This is a genomic window from Mucilaginibacter puniceus (assembly GCF_054783175.1).
In genome coordinates this window covers 592,307-613,985 of sequence record NZ_BAAGRB010000002.1, presented here as the reverse complement: position 1 = coordinate 613,985, position 21,679 = coordinate 592,307, and the positions used below count along the sequence as shown (strand labels likewise).

Genomic DNA, 21,679 nt, shown 5'->3' with positions numbered 1-21,679 from the left:
ATATTTTAATTAGCTAAAATCTTAATCTATCAAAGATCCCTAAAGAATAAAGGCGGCATATTATGCCGCCTTTATTAAAGCTGTAATATCAATCGGATCATTACATTTTCTTTTTCTCAAACACCCAGTTAGAGTTTTTAGATATACCCGGAGGGTTGCCGGTAAAAAATTTACCAGCTTCAGCATCACCTTTTAACTGCCATTTGTACCATTGGGTAGCCAGTTTAGCAAACTCGCCGCCATGTGGTTTGCCATAAGTACCGCCGTGGCCTACATCCATATTGGCAACAAAAACAGGTACATGGTTAATATTCTTATAATCATCCATGCCATTTGCATAAGCAATGTCTTTTTCGCCGCCTAATACGTAAAGGGTAGGGGTATGTAATTTTTTCAAGTGGTCTTTAGATAAATTAGGCATGCCCCCCATAGCAGTACCGGGGTTAACAAAAATACCGCTGTTATAAATAACCGCTGTAGTAACCCGTGGGTCCGGCGCCGTCTCTAACGTTTGCAAGCCACCGCATGACATACCGCTAACCGCGATTTTGTTAACATCAATTTTTTGATATAAGGGGCTGTTTTTGTCGTTGTTTTGAGTTATTGCCCAGTTAATAGCATCTGTCATCATTGACGATTTTGATGTTCCACGAACTTGTTCGCCTTCCATTGGCAGTGGTCCAATAGCCACTACTAAAAACCCGTACGATGATACTTCAGATAAAAAATTAACATGCTCCCATGGTGATGGACTACAAGCACCATTACCCCAGGCTATAATTGGCAATTTATTATTAGCGCCAAATTTACTCAAGTCCTGCGGACGGAAAACGGTGTGCGTAGGCAATGAGCTTTCTTGCAATGCAATAGCTTTATATGGGCCTGTACCACCGTCTTCAATAACTCGTGAAGTTGGTCTTGCCGTGGCAGTGGTTTGTGCCTGCACAGTTACCGATGCAGTAACAAAGCAAAGCGCTATTAAAAATAATTTCTTCATGATTTTTATGATTGGTTTTGTTTGATTACTTATCTCAATTTGATCCTTAAAACCCTGCTGTTATTGGTTACATAAATGGTTTTCTCATCGGCAGAGAATGATAGGTTTGATGCCAGGTCATCAATAACAATTCTGCCCAACAGTTTGCCATCTTTATTTAGTACCCAAACACCTTCGGGGCCGGTGGCCCACACATTACCTGCCTTATCTATTTTTAAACCATCCGGCGAGCCTAACGGCCCCTTTGCTTCGACTTTAGCTGTGAAAAATATTTTTTTATTGGTAAACAGGCCGTTTTTATCCAGGTCATAAGTATACCAAACCGGGTTTTCAGGATTTGAATTAGCTATAATAATTTTCTTTTCGCCCGGGAAAATTCCTATCCCATTCGGGTTGGTAATTTCGGTAGTAAGCAATGTTACTTTACCATTTGATATACGATAAACACCTTGATATTTCTCTTCCTTCAATGGATCGGTTACACCTTTTTCTAACCCATAAAAAGGGTCGGTAAAATAAATATCGCCATTGCTCATAAAAGCAAGGTCGTTAGGACTATCAAATTTTTTGCCGTTATAGTTCGAAGCTATAGGTATATACTTTGCCTGCGGTTTATCCAATGGGGCATCCATAATGCTTACCACGCGGTCTCCATCCTGGCAAAGTACCAATTGGCCATTTAAATTTAATCCTAATCCGTTCGAGCCCATTTCGCCGCCACGTGGTATGGTACCGGTGTATCCTGAAGGTTTTAAGTAAACCTCTTTACCTTTTGCTTCGGTCCATTTGTAAACCGTGTTATTTCTAACTTCAGAGAATAGGAGCATTTTCTGGCTTTCTACCCATACCGGGCCTTCGCTCCACATAATGCCGGTTGCTATTACATCGGCTTTGGCATCATTACTTACCAGTTTGTTAAATGCAGGGTCGGCTGCTTCTACTTTAATTAAAGATTTATCGATTTGTGCACAGCTTGAAGCAACTCCCGCTATCAGTAAAGCAATTACCGTGTTTAAGGGTTTAAATGGTGTTAACATAGTGATATAATATCGGTTATAATTTGGTTTTTAATTATAGCTAAGTTAGTTAATTGCTACAAATAGCCTAACCAATTTTTTATAAATGTTACCCTTGATGGTGCTGGGGTTAATTTGATAAATGCTACGCTTTAGGACAAAAGATATAAAATCTACATTTACTATGTGTTTTTGTTACATGAAATGTTACTATAGTATCAATTGTTGTGAATTGATTATAAAATTTTTATAACTCGAATAAAGTATATTTGATACAAGATATGGCAGATATGATTATATGAGCCAGCTTTATAAACCAATTTTAAGTTTTTTATTGCAGACAACCCGATAAGTATTGGGCGATCAAAGTAAGTTACTTTACCAATATATCTATAGGCCACAAGGCTATAAGTATTTTAGTATTGTTTGTTGATTTTGTGGAATATCACCCCGTAAACCACAATGATCAAATTTTAGTGTAAACCAATTATCAATATTTATATATGATCTTTAAAAAAAGCCGGAAAGCACCGGCAAAAGTCTGGATGTTTATAGGAACCGCCTTTGTTGTGCTTGCAGCCATTACTATTGGCTGTAATATGGCGCGTAATGCTATGGTTGAAAGTAACCAAAATCCTTTGGAGCCATACCAAACATGGACACAATATGGAGGTGGTGCCGACCAGTCAAAATACACCGAACTTAACCAGATCACCAAAAAGAATGTTAGCCAGCTACAGGTAGCCTGGAATTATCCTACAATGGATAACATAGAGTATACTTTCAATCCGATAGTTGTTGATACGATCATGTATCTATTGGCAAAAAACAACTCGCTGGTGGCTGTAAACGCCGCCACCGGTAAAGAATTATGGATACATGCCGGTTTAAATGGCATTACACGTAAGGGGGTTAATTACTGGGAAAGCAAAGACAGAAAAGACCGGCGTATTATCTTCTCATTAAGTAATACCCTACAGGAAATTGATGCTTTGACAGGAAAGTCAATTTTAAGCTTTGGCGATCAGGGTTATATATCGTTGAAAAACGATTTGGGCCGCGACCCGGAGAGCATTAGTCGTGGCGCATCACCAACACCGGGGCAGGTTTTTGAAGATCTGATCATATTGGGGTCTGCACCGGGCGAAGGGTTGTTTTCGGCTCCCGGTCATTTGCGGGCTTATAATGTAATTACAGGTAAACTGGCCTGGGTGTTTCATACTATACCACAGCCGGGTGAATACGGATATGAGACATGGCCCAAAGATGCTTATAAATATGTGGGAGCGGTGAACACTTGGGGAGAGATATCAATTGATGCAAAACGTGGCATAGCTTATTTCCCTTTAGGTTCGCCAACTTATGATTATTACGGTGCCGACAGAACCGGCCAAAACTTATTCGGTAATTGTTTGGTGGCCTTAGATGCCCGTACAGGTAAACGGTTGTGGCATTTTCAAACAGTACATCATGATATTTGGGATTACGACCTTACGTCAGCACCGCAATTAATTACGGTTAAACATAATGGAAAAGACATAGATGCCGTTGCCATTGCCACTAAACAGGGTTTTTTGTTTGCTTTTGATAGAGTGACCGGCGAGCCTTTATGGCCAATTGAAGAACGCCCTGTGCCAAAGAGTAATATGCCGGGCGAAAATTCATGGCCTACGCAACCATTCCCAACCGTATTACAACCCTTTGCGCGCCAACGGGTAACGGTTGATGACTTAAACCCATATTGGACGAAAGCTAAAACAGATTCGATGAAGAAAATGGTTGCAGCAGCAAAATCGGGCTTGTTTGAACCGCTGAGTGATAAATATAATGTTATAGCTATGCCCGGTGCCACAGGTGGGGCCAACTGGGGTAATACGGCTTCAAACCCTAAAAAAGGTATGATGTACGTTTTATCAAAAGACCATGCTTCTATCTACCGTTTAACTAAAGTTGAAAGGCCGACTGCGGCCCCGCTATCAGCAGCAGCTACTTCGGCAGCTCAGGTATTGTATGCACAAAGTTGTCAAAGCTGTCATGGTGTTAATCGTGAGGGATCTGTTGGACCTGCGCTAACAAATATTGGAAGCCGTTTAAATGCCGATGCTTTTAAATTATTGGTTAGCACCGGTAAAGGTCAAATGCCGGCTTTCGCGCATATTGATGATGCCAGTATGACTTCTTTATACCGTTTTTTGGGTGGGGTAGTTAGTGGTGGTGGATTTGGCGGAGGGCCAGGGGCAGGCGGACGAGGAGGAGCGGGCGGCCCGGCCAGAGCAACTCCTGCAGTTACCGGCCCGGTAGTTGCTACAGGCGGCGCCCCGGCTGCACAGGAATTTAATAGCCAGCGTGCCACTAAGGCGATGCGTGAATATCCGGAGGGAGTTCAACGTTTTGATGAGTACACTACTCCGTATGGTCTGGCCAATGCCGATCTGTTAAGCCCTCCCTGGACAAGTATTACTGCATATGACTTAAATACGGGTAAAATTAAATGGAAAAAAGCTTTAGGACAGGATGTACGCATACCGTTAATCCCGGGCCAGGAAAACATGGGTGTGCCCGAAGGCTCACAACGTAAATCAATGATCGTAACATCAACGGGAATAGTTTTCGTTACCTCAAAAGGAGGGTTTTTGTATGCCTATGATGCCGAAAATGGCAATTTGCTATGGACCTATACTTTACCCAAAGATACTGATGGTTTGTTAACTACTTACCAGGTAAAAGGCAAGCAGTATCTTGTTGTATTAGCTACTCGTAACTACACCAATGAAAGTGTTAATCATTCAAAAGATCTGGGGGCATTACCACAGGGATATATTGTATTAGCCATACCCAACAAAAAGAAATAATTAATTTGCCAATAAATCTAAATCATAAAACTATGAAACGTTTTTTATCAGCCATCCTGTTAGTTGGCTTCGCGACTTTCTCTTACGGACAGGAAATTTCGGGTGAATATAATGGCAGAAACCTGTCGCTTATACCCGACTATGTTTACAAAGGGGCATCGCTTTCCGGATGGCATAATTTAGGCAATGCCGATTGGAGGGCCAATAATGGTATTATCACTGTCAAAGCAAATGGCGCGGCAAGTTACCTGGTATCTGATAAGCGCTTTCAGGATATCCATTTACGCTCATTATTTAAGGCCGATGCTGGTGCCGAAGTGGGCTTTTTGTTCCGTTTAGAAAAAACAAGCGATGGTATGAAGGGTTACCTGGCATCCATAAAAGGTGCTGAGTTTAGCTTATCCAAAGTTACGCTTGATGCACAAGGCAAAGAAACAAAACGAGAGGCCTTGCCAAATGCCGGTGGTATAATACGGCAGGCACCTGCACCAAATCCAAACGCGCCAGCACCCGAAAGAGGGTCGGGAGGAGCGCCACGCGGAATTGGTGGCACTGCTAATTTAAATTTACCCTATACACGTCCGGTTACAACACCGGTGGCCGGCCAATGGAACCAGTTTGATGGCATCGTCGATTTGAATATGTTGCGTGGCTACATTAATGATAGTGGCGAAAACACTAAAGGGCTTGATTCGGATACAGGGTTTGGTTCGATAGCATTAATGGTTAATGGTACCGGCGAGGTACAGTTTAACGAGTTGAGTTATGAAGATGCAGGTATCAAAAAAATGCCTAAAGAACAAATAGGGACAGGCTTTAAGATACAGCAGATACAAGACATGTATTATTCATGGGCCGCCGGATCAGGCGACTTTAACCACGATGGTATTACTGATATTGTTGCGGGCCCTTACATTTATTATGGTCCTAATTATACTACTTACCGCGAGATTCAATTTGCATCATCAGTAAGCCCTTCAAAAAACTTTACAGAGTTTAACTGTCAATATGGTTATGATTTTAACGGCGACGGCTGGGACGACGTTTTGAGCGGTCCAAGTAACGGCGCCTTGTTTGTAAATCCTAAAGGCGAATCGCGCCGTTGGGATAGGTACCAGGTTGTAAGAGGTATAACTTCTGAAGTTACTGTGTTTAAAGATGTAGATGGAGACGGTAAGCCCGAGTTGGTTTACGGAGCCGGTGGGCAGGTTTGTTACGCCAAACCCGACCCTACGGACATTACCAAACCGTGGATACAGCGCCCGATATCTGAGCGTGGTACTGCAAATGCACATGGCATTGGTGTAGGTGATATTAATGGCGATGGTTTAATGGATATTTTAAATGTTAATGGTTGGTGGGAACATCCTAAAAATGATGATGGTAAAGTGTTGTGGGTTTATCATCCGGAGGCATTTGGACGTATGGCACACCGTAGTAATAATTATGGGGGTGCTGCTATGGGTGTATATGACGTAAACGGCGATAAACTAAATGATGTTGTAACCACGCTAAATGCGCATGGTTTTGGTTTAGCATGGTTTGAGCAAAAACGAGATAAGGCAGGCAAAATATCATTTGTAAGGCACATGATAATGGATGACTATGGTACCGCCGATAAAAATGCAGGTGGGGTAACATTCTCTGAAGCGCATGGTGCTGCTTTTGCTGACATGGATGGTGATGGTATCCCTGATTTTATTACCGGAAAACGTTATTGGGCACACTTAGATACTTTCCTTGACCCTGATCCATACGGGGCACCGGTAGTTTACGTGTATAAAACCGTGCGTGACCCTAAAGCACCGGGTGGAGCTAAATTTGTACCCGAGTTGGTACATAATCGGTCTGGCGTAGGATCTGATGTATTGGCAACGGATCTTAATAAAGATGGAGCGGTTGATGTTGTTACAGCAACTGACAGGGGAGTGTTTATATTTTGGAACACACCAAAAGGTAAAACACCTGCTGCCGCGAAAAAAAAGTAAATTGAGTTGATCAAATCATAAAAAGAGGCCGTAATTGGCCTCTTTTTATTTACTTAATACTATTGATGTTTAAATATTATAGTTAATTTTCTTGCAGAATAGCATTGGTAATAGTAAGTTGCAACCGATTACAATGGTGATATACCCTATCACCCAACCTCATATTAAAACCTATTAAATGCAGCCTACAATCAATCCGCAAAGCGAAAGCATTTCAACTAAAATAGGAAACTACAGATGGACAATTTGTGGTTTGTTATTTTGGGCTACTACCATTAATTACCTTGACCGCCAGGTAATATCATTGCTAAAACCTACCCTTACTGATGAATTTAACTGGGATTATGGCGATTATGCTAATATTGAAATTGCATTTAAAATTGCTTATGCGTTGGGTATGGCCGGTGTAGGCAGGGTTATTGATAAATTAGGGACTAAAATTGGCTACGGTATTTTTGCCGGGTTATGGAGCTTGTCTGCCGTATTGCATGGTGCAGTAACCAGCACCCTGGGCTTTATTTTTGCCCGTTCATTTTTGGGTATTACAGAGGCGGGTAACTTCCCTGCGGCGGTAAAAACTACAGCCGAGTGGTTCCCTAAAAAGGAACGCGCATTTGCAACGGGTATCTTTAATTCGGGTGCAAATATAGGTGCTGTAATAGCGCCTTTGTCCGTTCCGTTTATAGCTAAGGCTTATGGCTGGCAGTGGGCATTTATTATTACAGGTGCCATTGGTTTTTTATGGGTAATTGCATGGTTCTTAATGTATGAAAAGCCTGAAAAACACACCAAATTATCTTCAGCCGAATTTGATTATATCCACAGCGATAAAGACGAAGCTGCGCCGGTTGATGGACAGGTAGCTGCGCCATCTGTACCATGGCTTAAATTACTATCTTACCGCCAGGCATGGGGTTTTATATTAGGTAAGTTTATAACCGACCCTGTATGGTGGTTTTATTTATTTTGGTTGCCCGATTTTTTAAATAAACAATATGCGCTAACAACTACTCAACTGGCTATTCCTGTTGCGGTTGTTTATATTCTATCAAGTGTAGGTAGTATAGGTGGCGGTTGGTTACCCTTGTTCTTCATAAAAAACAACTGGACGGTTTACAAAGCGCGTAAAACAGCCATGTTAATATATGCCTTATTAGTTATTCCCATAGTATTTGCCCAACAGTTAGGCAGTATCAATATGTGGCTTGCTGTTTTTGTAATCGGCCTGGCAGCCGCGGCACATCAAGCATGGAGCGCCAATATATTTACTACTGTATCAGATGTTTTTCCTAAAAAGGCTGTTGCATCGGTAACCGGTATAGGCGGCATGGCCGGTGGCATAGGCGGTATATTGTTATCAGTATTAGTTCAAAAGCAAATGTTTGTTTATTATGAAAAAATAAACCAATTAGAGACCGCCTATTTTATCATGTTTTTAATTTGTGCTTTGGCATATATAACCGCCTGGTTAGTTATGTTTTACTTAACCAAATCAAAAAGACCTATAGAGTTATAATTTATATATAATAACAGCATCAGCAAGATATATCCCTGATGCTGTTATTAATATGATACCTTTGCCATACATAGTATGGAAGATAGAAAATATTTGCTGACCTGGAAACGATACCTCCCGGTTATTCGTTTGCACCTTAAAAAAAGCGTTGCCGAAGATCAAAGTTTTAAATTGAATATCACTGATTTTGAATCGGCGGGCGATAGGGGTAAATCAGGCTATACCTTTAACCTGGTGATGGATAACGGTAAGGTAACCAATAACATTAGCAGCTCGGCAGTAGCCCGCGATTTGTATGAGGCGCTCCGGTCTGACGAAACCATTAAGGCAATGCTGCTGGATAAAAGCATCAAAATAAGTGTAGGTAAAAGCTTTTTATTGACAATAAAAAATACGCCCATTTCTGCCTATAAATAACATTTCTTAGTAATTTCTGCACAATAATATTCTAATTGGGCATAGTTTTGCTATATTTCAGGCAGTAACTATGAAAAGAAGAAGGATTCAGTTCCGTAAAGAACTTACCAAATTAGTAATGATCGCAGCCGGTATTCTGAGTGCCGCTTTAGGTTTAAAAAGTTTTTTAATCCCCAATCACTTTATTGACGGTGGTGCAACCGGTATAACACTATTAATAAGTTCAATAACAGGTTGGCCCGTGTCTGTATTGCTTATAGTGATCAACATTCCTTTTATATGGTTGGGTTATAAGCGTGTTGATAAGATATTTGCACTTAAAACATTGGTTGCCATATTGGTACTGGCGGCAGTATTGTTTTTTACCACTTTCCCCTTGGTAACGCACGACAAGGTATTAACCGCTGTATTTGGTGGTTTCTTTTTGGGCCTGGGTATTGGTTTCGCCATGCGTGGCGGATGTGTTATTGACGGTACCGAACTATTGGCCGTATATATCAATCCGCGTTCATTTTTATCTATTGGCCAGATTATATTGGTTATTAACATAGTAATATTTGGAATAGCAGCGTTTTTTATTAGTGTCGAATCGGCATTGTATTCCATATTAACCTATCTGTCGGCATCGCAAACCATTAACTATATCATTCAGGGTTTTGATGAGTACACCGCTGTAACTATTATTTCACCCAAAAGCGATCTTATAAAAAATGTTATCATGCGCCACTTGCATAGAGGGGTTACCGTTTACAAAGGTGAGCGTGGTTTTGGTAAAACCAATATTGATAATAAGGATATAGATATATTGTTTACTATTATTACTCGTTTAGATGTGCAAAGGCTGGTAAGCCGGGTTCAACAGATAGACCCTACGGCATTTATTATTACCAATTCGGTATCTGAAGTGCGAGGTGGGTTGGTAAAGCGGCAGCCATTAGAGCATTAACATTCATTTCTAAAATCTATAAATAGAAGTATAGCCTGAATTTAGTGTTGATTACTTTATATTTGCAGCACTAAACAATATTATCCATGCGCAATTAATGAAGGTCAAAAGTTATATATACATTGTAGGTTTTTTGCTGCTATATTGTTTAACAACTTATGCCGCTACAAATGCGCCTTTGGCCGCTAACGGGGTAATTGATCTGCGCCAGCATAATTTTGAACAAAAAGTTAACTTGGATGGCCAGTGGCTATTCTACTGGAAGCAGTTGCTTAACCCCGGTGACCGATCAGATAAAGGGGTGCCAATTACATTTCCTTCTTTGTGGAACGGTCATGAATTAAACGGCGAAAAACTCCCTTCTTTTGGTTATGCCACGTATAAATTAACTGTACTATTGCCAAAATCAAGAGGGGTATTACGCCTATCAATGCCCGATGTTTATTCATCTTACCGATTATATGTAAATGATAAAATAGTGGCGCAAAATGGTAAAGTAACCACCAGCCCCAAAGGTTACCAGGCACATTGGCAGTACATGGTATTTGATATACACCCGGGTATAGATACCCTGCATTTAGTTTTGCAGATCTCAAATTTTATACATAGTAAAGCCGGGATAAAAAAGCCATTAATTTTGGGTGATAAAGAAGTTGTAAAGCTAGACAGGCAACGCGACGAGGCTATAGATTTGCTTTTAACAGGTTGCTTGTTTATGGGTGGTCTTTTCTTTTTGGGTTTATACATATTTGGCAACCGCGATAACGCCATCCTGCTTTTTTCATTATACTGTATCATATTCAGTTACAGGCTTATTGGCGTTGATAACTATGTGCTGCATACTTTAGTACCCGATATTAGCTTTTTGCTGGCTATGCGGTTAGAGTATATAACCCTTTTTATCGGTATTGGCTTGTTTGGCCTGTATACCCGTTACCTGTACCCCGAAGACATCAATAAGGTACTGTTAAATATTATCATTACTATATGTATTGCATTTTCTTTGATTACGTTATTTTTTGCACCGGTAATCTTTTCGCAATTAATTAACCCGTTTTTAATTGTGATGGTTTTTTGCCTGGTGTATATTCCTTATATCTATTATATATCCTATCGTAAAAAGCGCCCCGGAGCAATATATGCCCTGGTTAGTTCCGTGTCGTTAATGTTTGTATTTGCAATATCCTTATTACATTATTGGGGCCTTATACCGCAATTGCAAATACTGACATTTTTGGGTTATGTAAGCTTTTTCTTTTTGCAATCGTTGGTATTATCACACCGTGTATCATTTGTATTGAGAAGCGCGCGCGAACAGGCCGAGCAGGGCCTTACAGCCAAAAGCGAATTTTTGAGTACCATGAGCCATGAGATACGTACACCACTTAACTCGGTGATAGGTATGAGTTACCTGCTTTTAAAAAATAACCCGCGCCCTGATCAGGTAGAGCAGTTAGATGTAATGATATTTTCGGCCAATAATTTATTAAATATTGTAAACGACATTTTGGATTTCAACAAAATGGAGGCCGGCAAAATTACTTTTGAACATATTGAAACAGATATCGCTTTTATTGCAGGTAACGTAGTTAATAGCCTAAAAAATTATGCGCAGGATAAAGGTATTGACCTGCAGTTGGATATTGATAGCGAATTAAAGAATAAAGTAATAGGCGACCCAACTCGTATATCGCAAATAATAACCAACCTGGCGCATAATGCTATTAAATTTACACCCAGCGGTTTTGTAAGGGTAATTATCCAGGTAAAAAACCAAACACCAAGAAGCATTACACTTGATGTTAAAGTAAAAGATACGGGCATAGGTATATCAAAAGCCAAGCAAGCTTTAATTTTTGAACGGTTTACCCAAGCCGATTCATCAACCTCACGGGGTTTTGGCGGCACTGGGTTAGGGTTAGCTATTTGTAAACGGATATTGGAACTGCAAGGCTCAACATTGCATTTGGAGAGTGAAGTAGGCATGGGATCAACCTTTTACTTTACACAAACTTTTGAAAAAGGTCCTGTTATTATAGAAAAGCAAAATATAGATAAAAGTGTGCCATTAAAAGAAGGCAAGCCATTTACGGATATATCGATTTTATTGGTTGAAGACAATGCTATGAACGTAATGGTGGCCCAAACATTTTTAAAACGTTGGGGTGCAAATATTGACGTAGCTGAAAATGGATTGGATGCGGTAAATAAATTGGATGTTACTAAACATAAGCTGGTGTTAATGGATCTGCACATGCCGGTGATGGACGGTTACGAAGCATCGCGCAAAATACGGGCAAAGGGCATTACTATACCAATTATTGCGCTTACAGCAACTATACCTGCCGAAGTTGAGTACGATATCAGGCAGGCCGGTATGAACGACATTGTAGCAAAGCCATTTTTGCCTGACGAATTATACAGAAAGGTATTGCACTATGTTACAGAAAATGCTGATTAGTAAAAAAGCCATCCCGATATAAGATCGGAATGGTTTTTTAGTTATATGGCGGTTTTCTTTATAGCCTGTGATACTTGCGCAAGTGAGTAAGCGCCAATAGCCATAGCTATATCACGCACGGCAACATCGAGGTATTTGCCACTTGCAAGCAAACTTAGGGCAATTAACACTAACCAGGCAGATACTAAATAACCCGCTCTTGCAGGATTGATCAACACTAGTATACCCGCAACAATTTCTATTGCACCTACGATCAACATAAAAGCATGCGAACTAAAAGGTAAAATGCCAGCAAGTGAGGGATGCAAATACTGCGACCAATCAGTTAACAGGTTGGTGAATTTGTCGGCCCCGGCAGCAATGGGGATAAGTCCATACGTGTATTTAAGTAACGTTTGAACTTGGGTGATTTTTTTTTCGTCCATAATTATGATTAAATTTATTGTTAGAGAGGAGTCGGATTTAAAGGGTTACAAAAATTGTAACCCTTTTATCATAGCAATACTCTATTGTATATAATGTTTATTTAAATGAGTTCAAGATTTGTAATTACCGATAATTTAAGCGACGAGGATATTGTTGAACGTGTTGTTGCCGGCGATATTCACTTATACGAAGTATTAATAAGGAGGTTAAACGTACGTATGTTTCGCATTTGCATGTCTTTTATAGGTGATGACATGGAGGCGGAAGATATTATGCAAAACACATATATAAATGCTTATCGTGACTTAGCAAAGTTTAACAACAAAGCTAAATTTAGCACATGGATAACAAGGATATTAATTAATGAATGTATACTGCGAAAAAGGAAATTAATAAGGCAACAACAAATACTTTCAGGCAAAGAAAACATGGAACGAGATATGCATACACCATTAAAAAGTTTAATTAACAAAGAATTAAAGGGGCTGCTAGAATCGGCCATAACTTCGCTTCCTGAAAAATATCGTACAGTATTTGTTATGCGTGAGGTTGAAGAAATGAGTACACAAGAAACTATGGATATATTGGACATTGAAGAATCTAATGTAAAAATCAGGCTAATGCGCGCTAAAATTATTTTGCGTTCGCAATTAAATGATTATTATAAATCCGCAGATTTATTTGATTTTCATTTAACACGTTGCGATAAGGTTGCAAATTATGTAATGCAACAGATAATTAATTATTATCCTACAGCATAGATATTGAAGTATATAATATACATACTAAAGCGCTGAATTAACATCAGCGCTTTTTTATTTGTAAAAATCAATTGTTTATACAATATTTAACCACCAATTATAAAACAGACATATAATAGTATAGTGGCATATTTATGTGTACACTTACAAATAGCTTTTCAATAAAGAATATCCATCAATGAAAATAACATCTATTGAACAGTACCATAAAGTGTACAAGGAAAGTGTAGAACAACCAGAGAATTTTTGGGCAGGTGTTGCAGAAAATTTTGTGTGGAAGAAAAAATGGGATAAGGTATTAGAATGGAATTTTACAGAACCGAAGGTTAAATGGTTTAAGGGTGCTAAGTTAAATATAACCGAAAGTTGTTTAGATCGTCACCTGGACACTATTGGCGATACACCTGCCATTATTTGGGAACCTAATGACCCTAACGAGCATCACCGGATATTAACTTACCGCCAATTACATGCTAAAGTTTGCCAGTTTGCAAACGTGCTTAAAAACAATGGCGCTAAAAAAGGCGACCGTATTTGTATATACATGCCAATGGTGCCCGAGTTAGCCATTGCCGTATTGGCTTGCGCCAGGATAGGGGCTATACACTCTGTGGTATTTGGTGGCTTTTCGGCTCAATCAATTGCTGATAGGATACAGGATGCGCAATGTAATATTGTGATAACTGCTGATGGTAGTTTTCGTGGAACAAAAGAAGTACCACTAAAATCTATAATTGATGATGCGCTGGTACAAAGCCCATCAGTAAAGCGTGTAATTGTACTTACGCGTACCCGTACACCTATAGCCATGTTTAAGGGTCGCGATGTTTGGTGGGAAGACGAAGTAAAAAAGGTTGAAACCCAGGGAAATCCGGACTGCCCCGCTGAAGAAATGGACGCCGAGGATATGCTATTTATCTTGTATACATCAGGCTCAACCGGCAAACCTAAAGGTGTGGTACATACCTGCGGCGGATATATGGTTTATACCGGCTATACATTTGCAACTGCTTTTCAATATAATCAGGGTGAAATATATTTCTGTACAGCGGATATTGGCTGGATCACGGGCCATTCGTACATCGCTTACGGGCCGTTAACACAAGGGGCAACTTCGGTAATGTTTGAGGGTATACCAACTTATCCAAGCCCTGGCCGTTTATGGGAAATTGTAGAGAAATTTAAAGTTAACATTCTTTATACCGCGCCTACCGCTATACGCTCATTAATGAGTTTTGGCGATGAGGTATTACAAAAAAAGGATCTAAGCTCATTAACTAAATTGGGTTCGGTTGGCGAGCCAATAAACGAGGAAGCATGGCATTGGTTTGATGAAAAGATAGGCCATGGCAATTGCCCAATTGTTGATACCTGGTGGCAAACAGAAACCGGTGGGTTTATGATATCGCCCATAGCTAACGTAACCCCACTTAAACCAGGATATGCTACTTTGCCTTTACCGGGTGTGCAGCCAGTTTTGGTTGATGAAAATGGAAACGAAATTGAAGGTAACGGTGTAAGCGGTAATCTATGTATACGTTTCCCATGGCCGGGGATGCTGCGTACTACTTATGGTGATCATGAGCGTTGCCGTACTACCTACTTTGCAACTTATCCAAACATGTATTTTACCGGTGATGGTTGCTTGCGCGATGAAGATGGATACTACCGCATAACCGGCAGGGTAGATGATGTGCTGAACGTATCGGGCCACCGTATTGGTACTGCCGAGGTTGAAAATGCTATTAATATGCATAGCAGTGTAGTTGAATCGGCGGTAGTAGGTTATCCGCATGATATAAAAGGGCAGGGCGTTTATGCCTTTGTGGTATGCCCTAATAAACATGGTGATGATGAATTAACCCGTAAGGATATTATGATGACCGTAGCGCGTATAATTGGCGCTATTGCCAAGCCCGATAAAATACAGTTTGTAACCGGCTTGCCTAAAACACGTTCGGGTAAAATTATGCGCCGTATATTAAGGAAAATTGCTGAGGGCGATACCAGTAACCTGGGCGATACCTCAACTTTACTTGATCCGGCTGTTGTTGATGAGATTAAAGAAGGGGCTTTATAAAGGAAAATTATGAGTCGAAAATCAAGAGACAAGAATTAAGATGGGAAGACAGGATATAAATATCCTGATTCTTGGTTCTTGCATCTGGATGCTATAAATAAACAACTAATTATAAACCATAACCTAACAAACAAAATTATGAGCGAAACTACTAAGGATAACTTAGCGAATCCTGCACCACTGGGGCTATGCGCCTTTGGTATGACAACTGTTTTATTAAATTTTCACAACGCCGGTTTTTTTGAAATTAACTCCATGATATTAGGCATGGGTTTGTTTTATGGTGGATTGGCACAAGTAATTGCCGGAATAATTGAAGCCGGGAAGAATAATACTTTTGGTTTAACAGCATTTACCTCTTACGGTTTTTTCTGGCTATCATTAGTAGCACTAATTGTAATGCCTAAACTGGGTTGGGTAGCTGCCACCCCGCCAAATGCATTTGCCGCTTATTTAGCTGTATGGGGTGTGTTTACTTTCCTGTTGTTTTTTGGCACGTTAAGGCTTAACCGCGCGTTGCAATTCGTTTTCTTATCTCTAACCATCCTGTTTGCTTTATTGGCTATTACCAAAGCAACCGGTAATGAAGATATTGAGCATATTGCAGGTTATGTAGGTATTATCTGTGGTTCTTCAGCAATTTACACAGGAATTGCCAATGTATTAAATGAAGTTTATGGAAAAACCGTGTTGCCTATCGGTGCTTTAAAATAATATTTTAATAATATTTTAATAGGTATTGTTTTTTTTGGCATATCTTTATATCTGTCAAAGAGAAACCAAGATTATAACCTGACAAAAAACTATTCATGACCAAATTGAACTCGCCCTATTTAATGGATGATAATTTGTTGCTGCAACAAATTAGCGAGGGCAGTGAAACTGCTTTTGATTTGCTTTATGAAAAATATTGGTCTGTAGCTTATAATGCGGCCTATAAGCGCTTAAAGGATCAGGATCAGGCAAAAGATGTAATACAGGAAATTTTTATACATGTATGGGTTAAAAGGGAAACATTGGTTATAAACAATTTTCCGGCCTATCTAAATATTGCTGTTCGTAACAGGGTATTTAAAGTGTTAGCGAAGCAATCCCATGACCATCCATTTTTTGAAGTGTTAGATAATCTGCCTGCAACTTATCTGCAGGCAGATTATAATTTAATATGGAAAGAGTTCTTCAAGTCATACGAAGCTCTTTTAAATTCATTGCCACAGCAGCGAAAAACTATTTTTCGTATGCGTTTTCATGAAGATAGATCAACCGCTGATATTGCCGATCAGTTAGGCATCTCCAAAAAAACAGTGCAAAACCAGTTAAGCCTGGCCTTTGATCAGTTAAAATTATCTCTGATCCACCTTCTTACACTTGCCATTATATTCTATACGGACAAGTTTTAAAAAAAAGTTTCATCCAGGTCGGGAATATCTTCAATTTGAAGGTCATATATATAACCAATTATGACTTTCACCCAGTCTGTTATTTTTTTCAAAAATGCATAAACGCTATTTTATAAAATTAGTGCGTAAACACATTAAAGGAAACGCTACGCCCGAAGAGGAGCAGCTTTTATTTAGTTATTACAATCTATTTGAGTTTGAGCCCGATGTAATTGAATTATTCGATGGCGAAAAGCAACAGATAAAGGATCAGATAAGCACAGGTATTAAACAAGGAATTGAATTACGCACCCGTACTAAAACAGCCCGTATATTAAAAATTAAATATATAAGCGCTGCGGCGGCTGCTGTTATTGCAGGGTTTTTACTAACCTATACTATATTTTTAGCGCAACCTCAACAGCAAATTGCCAAGGTAGTTATTATGAAGAAAAGCGATAATCGTTTAATTCATTTACCGGATGGAAGTATAGCCATAGTGATGAAAGGTAGTAAATTAACTTACCCTTCATCTTTTGATGGGCTTAAAAAGCGTGAAGTTTATTTAGAGGGAGAAGCCTATTTTGATATTAAACATAATGATAAAAAAGCCTTTATAGTACATACAGGAAAACTTCAAACTACCGTACTGGGAACCGCATTTAATGTTAAAGCATTAAACACAGACAAATTTATAGTAGTTACCGTTACGCGCGGAAAGGTTAGCGTTGGTGATAAGGACAAGGTTTTTGGAACTATAACGCCTAATCAACAAATTGTATTTAATAAGGTTCGGGCTAATTCACAAGTAAAGAAGGTTGCTGCTGCTGAATTTACTTGCTGGCAAGGACAAGACCTTGTGTTAGACGATGTTACTATGGAAGAAGCTTCAATAGTATTGAAAGAGCGTTATAAAGTAGAAATACAATGCATAGACCCTAAACTGCAAATTAACCGTTTTACAACAGAATTTCAGTATAACGAAAGTTTGGAGCATGTATTAAAAATTCTGAGCCAGTATAATAATACTACTTATAGCTATGATAAAGAAAATAATATCGTAACTATTGGAAATAAGCAAATCAATAATTCACTTAATAACTAAACATGACAGAAACTTACTTAGCGAAATTCCAAATCACTTTTGGCGAAGAGAAGTTCAAGACTTCGCCATAAAAAAACCTCTGAATCATTCCCAGGGAATGAATTCAGAGGCCGTTATTGACCGACTGCAATCGAGCAATAACATGGTTTTAAATTATGCCCCATAAGAAATGGGGATTTAGATCACTTAAAACAAATCAAAATTATGAAAATTTCTGTAAATTCTGCAGAAGCACGGTATTGTTACATTCCGTTAAAATTTGGAAGAATTTTCCAAAACTCATTAACTGGCAAGATTATGCGAATATGTATAGTATCTATTATAGTACTAACCACATCTCTTCAGTTGCTTTCGGCAAATCCGGTAAAGAGTCAAAGTATAGAGCAAACAAAAGTTAAGATGGAACTTAAAAACAGCTCGCTTTTGGATGCAATAAAAAAAATAGAGGCGCAAAGCAATTACCGCTTTATTTATTCTAATAAAGATGTAAGGGGCATAAAAAACCTAACCTATGCTTCTTCAGAGCAGTCAATCGCCAATGTTTTAAAAGCATTGCTATCTAATACGTCGCTTAGCTTTAGACAAATTGATAATAAAATATCTATCACAGCCTTGCCTGCAAATGCAACAGCGGCCAATGGTAAGGAATTAACAATAGAAAATTTTATTGATAAGACCATAACAGGTAACGTTACTGATGAGGCCGGACAACCATTAATTGGTGTTAGTGTTTCTATTAAAGGTACCACCACTGGTGTAACCACTAATGAAAGAGGTGATTTCAGAATTAGCGTACCTGATAATGTAAATACTTTGGTGTTTAGCTATATAGGTTTTGAACAACAGGAAGTTAATCTTGCCGGAAGGACAAGCATTAGTGTTAAATTAACCCCAGATTCTCAATCATTAAACGAAGTTATAGTTGTAGGTTACGGTACACAAAAGAAAGGATCAGTAACAGGTGCTATAAGCAGCGTTAAAGGCGAAGAATTATTACAGGCACCGGTACCTAACATTAGTAACTCCATTTTAGGTAGGGTAAGCGGTGTTGTAGGTCGTCAATCAAACGGTGGCCGTCCTGGCAGTTTTGGTAATACTCAATTTTCAGTTCGTGGTGTTAATACCCAGGGTAATAACGCGCCGTTAATTGTTGTTGACAACGTTATACGCGACAACATTAACCAGATTGACCCTAATGCGATTGAAACTGTAACTGTATTAAAAGATGCGGCTGCCACTGCTCCTTACGGTTTAGGTGGTGCAAACGGTGTAATTTTAATTACTACCAAACAAGGTAAAACAGGTGCGCCAGCTATTTCTTTAAATTCTTTTTACGGTATTCAAAATAGTACTTACCTGCCTAATGTTTTAAGTGCAGAGGATTATATGCGTTTGGTTAACGAGGCGTTTTATAATGTACCTTCTAATGTCGGAAAACCACCCATACACTCTGACGATAAGATCAATAACTGGGATGCAAACAGCAAAGCAGATCCTGATCGTTATCCACGTAACAACCCTACAGACATTATTAAAAAGAATGTCCCTATGCAAAGTCACAATGTACAGGTACGTGGTGGTACTGATAGGATAAAGTACTATACTAACCTGGGTTTCTTTTATCAGGATGGAGCTTTCCCACAAATTAATTATACCCGTTATACTTATAATATGAATTTGGAAGCTAAGGTTACCAATACTACAACCTTCCAAATATCGATAAACGGTTCAAGCGAAATAGATCGTGGCCTTGACCCTGGTCATCAGCCAACTAACTTATTGCGTTCTACTTACAAGTATATTCCAACAGATCCTTATAAATTCAGCAATGGTTTATGGGGTGCATCTAATGGTTTAAGTCCGTATGCTACGCTACAGTCTGGAGGTTATACCAGAAGCAATTTTGACCAACAATTAATGACTGCAAGCTTAACCCAAAAATTGCCTATAAAAGGTTTAAGTATTAAAGGTGTTGTGAGTTATGATCCGCAAACTCAGTATCAAAAAATGTATCATAAACCTTTTTACTACTATACTGTAAATTATAATACTACGCCTTATACGTATGGCAAGGCCGCTTCAACATCAGAGGGCTTAGTGGCTTATACATACCTGGATGAACGTTTTAACAGAAGCAAAAACTTTACCTACCAGGGATATTTAAACTATAATGGCAGTTTTGGTAAACACGAAATAACAGGTTTAGTAGTGGCCGAAGCAAGGAACAACAAAAACAATAACTTTAGCGCCCGCATTAACAACTACGCGTTAGATATTGATGAGTTACAATTTGGTAGTTCAAATAAAAATGACTACACAATCGGAGGTAACTCAGGCACTGGTAGCCAGATAGGATATGTTTATCGTGTTAGTGATACCTACGATAATAAGTATACCATTGAGGCTACCGGTCGTTATGACGGACACTTTGGATTTGCACCCGGCAAACGTTATGCGTATTTCCCTGCTTTTTCTGCAAGTTGGATAATGAGTAATGAAAACTTCATGAAGAAAATAACCTGGGTAAACTCATTAAAATTAAGAGGATCATGGGGCCAAACCGGTAACCTTGTACCTGGTGGAAACTTCCAGTGGCAAGATTCGTATGGTTTAAATAATAATAATTATGCTTTCGGTAGTGGTACACTTGTACAGGGTTCATTCCCAAATAACCAGGCAAACGCATTGCTTACCTGGGAGGTTGCTACAAAAACAGATTTAGGTATAGATGCGAGCTTATTTAACGGCAAACTGAATTTTGAAGTTGGCGTTTATAAGCAAAGGCGATCAAACATGCTTGTTGATCCTTTAACGGTCGTTTCAAGAGAATACGGTATTGGTTTATCACGCGTTAACGGTGGCGATATGGAGTCATCAGGTATTGAGATCACTGCAGGCACACAACATAGGTTTAGCAATGGTTTGCAGTTAACTTTAAATGGTAACTTTACCTATGCCAATAACAAATTGTTACAAGTTTATGAAAGTGCTGCTACGTTCGATAACCCTAATCGTCGTAGAACAGGCCGTCAAAATGGTGCTCAATTTGGTTACAAATCTTTGGGATTATTCCACTTATCTGATGATAAAAATGGCGACGGTGTAATAGACGCTGCTGATGGTTACAACATAACCACTACATGGGGTACTATACGACCGGGTAACGTTAGATATGAGGATATTTCAGGACCAAATGGCGTACCAGATGGTAAAATAGATATCAATGACGAAACCTTTATTGGTTATAATCCTCAACCATTAATTACTTACGGCTTTACATTAGGAGCCAACTGGAAAGGATTTGATGCAAGTTTCTTCTTCCAGGGCGCAGCAAAAACATCAATTGGAGTGCAAAATTTCTTGACTGTTCCATTTAGCAATAATAGCAGTAACACAGGTTATGAGTTTTACAACAATCGTTGGACGCCGCAAAATGACTTGAACGCTAAATATCCGCGTACATCGGCAGCGCCTTACACCAATGATACACAGAACTCTACTTTCTGGTTAAGAGATGCCAGCTACTTAAGGTTAAGAACAGCTACTTTAGGTTATACTATTCCTTCATCAGTAGTTAGGGCTTTAAAAATAAAATCGGTTAGGTTATACGTTACGGGTCAAAATCTGCTAACCTTCAGTTCAATGAAGTTTACTGATCCTGAGCTAAGCAATCAAGACACTGCATGGCCTATACAGAAAACCTGGACATTTGGTTTAAATGCAACTTTTTAATGG

General features: G+C 39.2%; 15 protein-coding genes. 12 read left to right on the top strand and 3 right to left on the bottom strand.

Going from position 1 to position 21,679, the window contains the following annotated elements:
* Positions 1–100: 100 nt before the first annotated feature.
* Together ACYVJ6_RS09700 and ACYVJ6_RS09695 are read right to left on the bottom strand one after the other, a co-directional pair.
* Positions 101–997 (bottom strand): poly(ethylene terephthalate) hydrolase family protein, encoded by an 897-nt coding sequence (locus ACYVJ6_RS09700; RefSeq protein ID WP_460693860.1) that lies wholly within the window; start codon positions 995–997, stop codon positions 101–103.
* Between the two features lie 29 nt (positions 998–1,026).
* Positions 1,027–2,034: an SMP-30/gluconolactonase/LRE family protein gene (locus ACYVJ6_RS09695; protein ID WP_460693859.1), complete on the bottom strand. Its 1,008-nt coding sequence runs from the start codon at positions 2,032–2,034 to the stop codon at positions 1,027–1,029.
* Positions 2,035–2,516: 482 nt separating this feature from the next.
* On the opposite strand from ACYVJ6_RS09695, the gene ACYVJ6_RS09690 reads away from it, so the two are divergent.
* From ACYVJ6_RS09690 to ACYVJ6_RS09665, 6 genes are all read left to right on the top strand, one after another.
* Positions 2,517–4,865 carry an outer membrane protein assembly factor BamB family protein gene (locus ACYVJ6_RS09690; RefSeq protein ID WP_460693858.1) on the top strand — a complete coding sequence of 783 codons (2,349 nt, stop codon included), beginning with the start codon at positions 2,517–2,519 and terminating at the stop codon, positions 4,863–4,865.
* Between the two features lie 32 nt (positions 4,866–4,897).
* Entirely contained in the window at positions 4,898–6,853 is a 1,956-nt protein-coding gene (locus tag ACYVJ6_RS09685) for an FG-GAP-like repeat-containing protein (RefSeq protein ID WP_460693857.1), read from the top strand.
* Between the two features lie 178 nt (positions 6,854–7,031).
* Positions 7,032–8,369 (top strand): MFS transporter, encoded by a 1,338-nt coding sequence (locus tag ACYVJ6_RS09680; protein ID WP_460693856.1) that lies wholly within the window; start codon positions 7,032–7,034, stop codon positions 8,367–8,369.
* Between the two features lie 75 nt (positions 8,370–8,444).
* Positions 8,445–8,786: a hypothetical protein gene (locus tag ACYVJ6_RS09675; RefSeq protein ID WP_460693855.1), complete on the top strand. Its 342-nt coding sequence runs from the start codon at positions 8,445–8,447 to the stop codon at positions 8,784–8,786.
* Positions 8,787–8,856: 70 nt separating this feature from the next.
* Positions 8,857–9,732, top strand: coding sequence for a YitT family protein (locus ACYVJ6_RS09670; RefSeq protein WP_460693854.1), 876 nt, complete (start codon positions 8,857–8,859; stop codon positions 9,730–9,732).
* Between the two features lie 97 nt (positions 9,733–9,829).
* Complete coding sequence (locus ACYVJ6_RS09665; protein WP_460693853.1) at positions 9,830–12,193, top strand: hybrid sensor histidine kinase/response regulator; 2,364 nt, start codon at positions 9,830–9,832, stop codon at positions 12,191–12,193.
* Between the two features lie 41 nt (positions 12,194–12,234).
* On the opposite strand, the gene ACYVJ6_RS09660 is transcribed toward ACYVJ6_RS09665, so the two are convergent.
* On the bottom strand, positions 12,235–12,618 hold the full coding sequence (locus ACYVJ6_RS09660; protein WP_460693852.1) for a hypothetical protein: 384 nt from the start codon (positions 12,616–12,618) through the stop codon (positions 12,235–12,237).
* A 105-nt stretch (positions 12,619–12,723) separates the two neighbouring features.
* On the opposite strand from ACYVJ6_RS09660, the gene ACYVJ6_RS09655 reads away from it, so the two are divergent.
* From ACYVJ6_RS09655 to ACYVJ6_RS09630, 6 genes are all read left to right on the top strand, one after another.
* Positions 12,724–13,380 carry a sigma-70 family RNA polymerase sigma factor gene (locus ACYVJ6_RS09655; protein ID WP_460693851.1) on the top strand — a complete coding sequence of 219 codons (657 nt, stop codon included), beginning with the start codon at positions 12,724–12,726 and terminating at the stop codon, positions 13,378–13,380.
* Positions 13,381–13,558: 178 nt separating this feature from the next.
* Positions 13,559–15,460, top strand: coding sequence for an acetate--CoA ligase (gene acs, locus ACYVJ6_RS09650; RefSeq protein ID WP_460693850.1), 1,902 nt, complete (start codon positions 13,559–13,561; stop codon positions 15,458–15,460).
* 138 nt (positions 15,461–15,598) lie between these two features.
* Positions 15,599–16,174 carry an acetate uptake transporter gene (locus ACYVJ6_RS09645; RefSeq protein ID WP_460693849.1) on the top strand — a complete coding sequence of 192 codons (576 nt, stop codon included), beginning with the start codon at positions 15,599–15,601 and terminating at the stop codon, positions 16,172–16,174.
* 95 nt (positions 16,175–16,269) lie between these two features.
* Positions 16,270–16,860, top strand: coding sequence for an RNA polymerase sigma factor (locus ACYVJ6_RS09640; RefSeq protein WP_460693848.1), 591 nt, complete (start codon positions 16,270–16,272; stop codon positions 16,858–16,860).
* Between the two features lie 94 nt (positions 16,861–16,954).
* Positions 16,955–17,944, top strand: a complete 990-nt coding sequence (locus ACYVJ6_RS09635; protein WP_460693847.1) for a FecR family protein — start codon at positions 16,955–16,957, stop codon at positions 17,942–17,944.
* 204 nt (positions 17,945–18,148) lie between these two features.
* On the top strand, positions 18,149–21,676 hold the full coding sequence (locus tag ACYVJ6_RS09630) for a TonB-dependent receptor (RefSeq protein ID WP_460693846.1): 3,528 nt from the start codon (positions 18,149–18,151) through the stop codon (positions 21,674–21,676).
* Positions 21,677–21,679 lie beyond the last annotated feature (3 nt).

Coding starts and splice junctions, on each gene's coding strand:
- ACYVJ6_RS09675 (WP_460693855.1), top strand. CDS start 8,445: ATGGAAGATAGAAAATATTTGCTGACCTGGAAACGATACCTCCCGGTT.
- ACYVJ6_RS09665 (WP_460693853.1), top strand. CDS start 9,830: ATGAAGGTCAAAAGTTATATATACATTGTAGGTTTTTTGCTGCTATAT.
- ACYVJ6_RS09655 (WP_460693851.1), top strand. CDS start 12,724: ATGAGTTCAAGATTTGTAATTACCGATAATTTAAGCGACGAGGATATT.
- acs (WP_460693850.1), top strand. CDS start 13,559: ATGAAAATAACATCTATTGAACAGTACCATAAAGTGTACAAGGAAAGT.
- ACYVJ6_RS09670 (WP_460693854.1), top strand. CDS start 8,857: ATGAAAAGAAGAAGGATTCAGTTCCGTAAAGAACTTACCAAATTAGTA.
- ACYVJ6_RS09695 (WP_460693859.1), bottom strand. CDS start 2,034: ATGTTAACACCATTTAAACCCTTAAACACGGTAATTGCTTTACTGATA.
- ACYVJ6_RS09635 (WP_460693847.1), top strand. CDS start 16,955: ATGCATAAACGCTATTTTATAAAATTAGTGCGTAAACACATTAAAGGA.
- ACYVJ6_RS09660 (WP_460693852.1), bottom strand. CDS start 12,618: ATGGACGAAAAAAAAATCACCCAAGTTCAAACGTTACTTAAATACACG.
- ACYVJ6_RS09630 (WP_460693846.1), top strand. CDS start 18,149: ATGAAAATTTCTGTAAATTCTGCAGAAGCACGGTATTGTTACATTCCG.
- ACYVJ6_RS09645 (WP_460693849.1), top strand. CDS start 15,599: ATGAGCGAAACTACTAAGGATAACTTAGCGAATCCTGCACCACTGGGG.
- ACYVJ6_RS09640 (WP_460693848.1), top strand. CDS start 16,270: ATGACCAAATTGAACTCGCCCTATTTAATGGATGATAATTTGTTGCTG.
- ACYVJ6_RS09680 (WP_460693856.1), top strand. CDS start 7,032: ATGCAGCCTACAATCAATCCGCAAAGCGAAAGCATTTCAACTAAAATA.
- ACYVJ6_RS09685 (WP_460693857.1), top strand. CDS start 4,898: ATGAAACGTTTTTTATCAGCCATCCTGTTAGTTGGCTTCGCGACTTTC.
- ACYVJ6_RS09690 (WP_460693858.1), top strand. CDS start 2,517: ATGATCTTTAAAAAAAGCCGGAAAGCACCGGCAAAAGTCTGGATGTTT.
- ACYVJ6_RS09700 (WP_460693860.1), bottom strand. CDS start 997: ATGAAGAAATTATTTTTAATAGCGCTTTGCTTTGTTACTGCATCGGTA.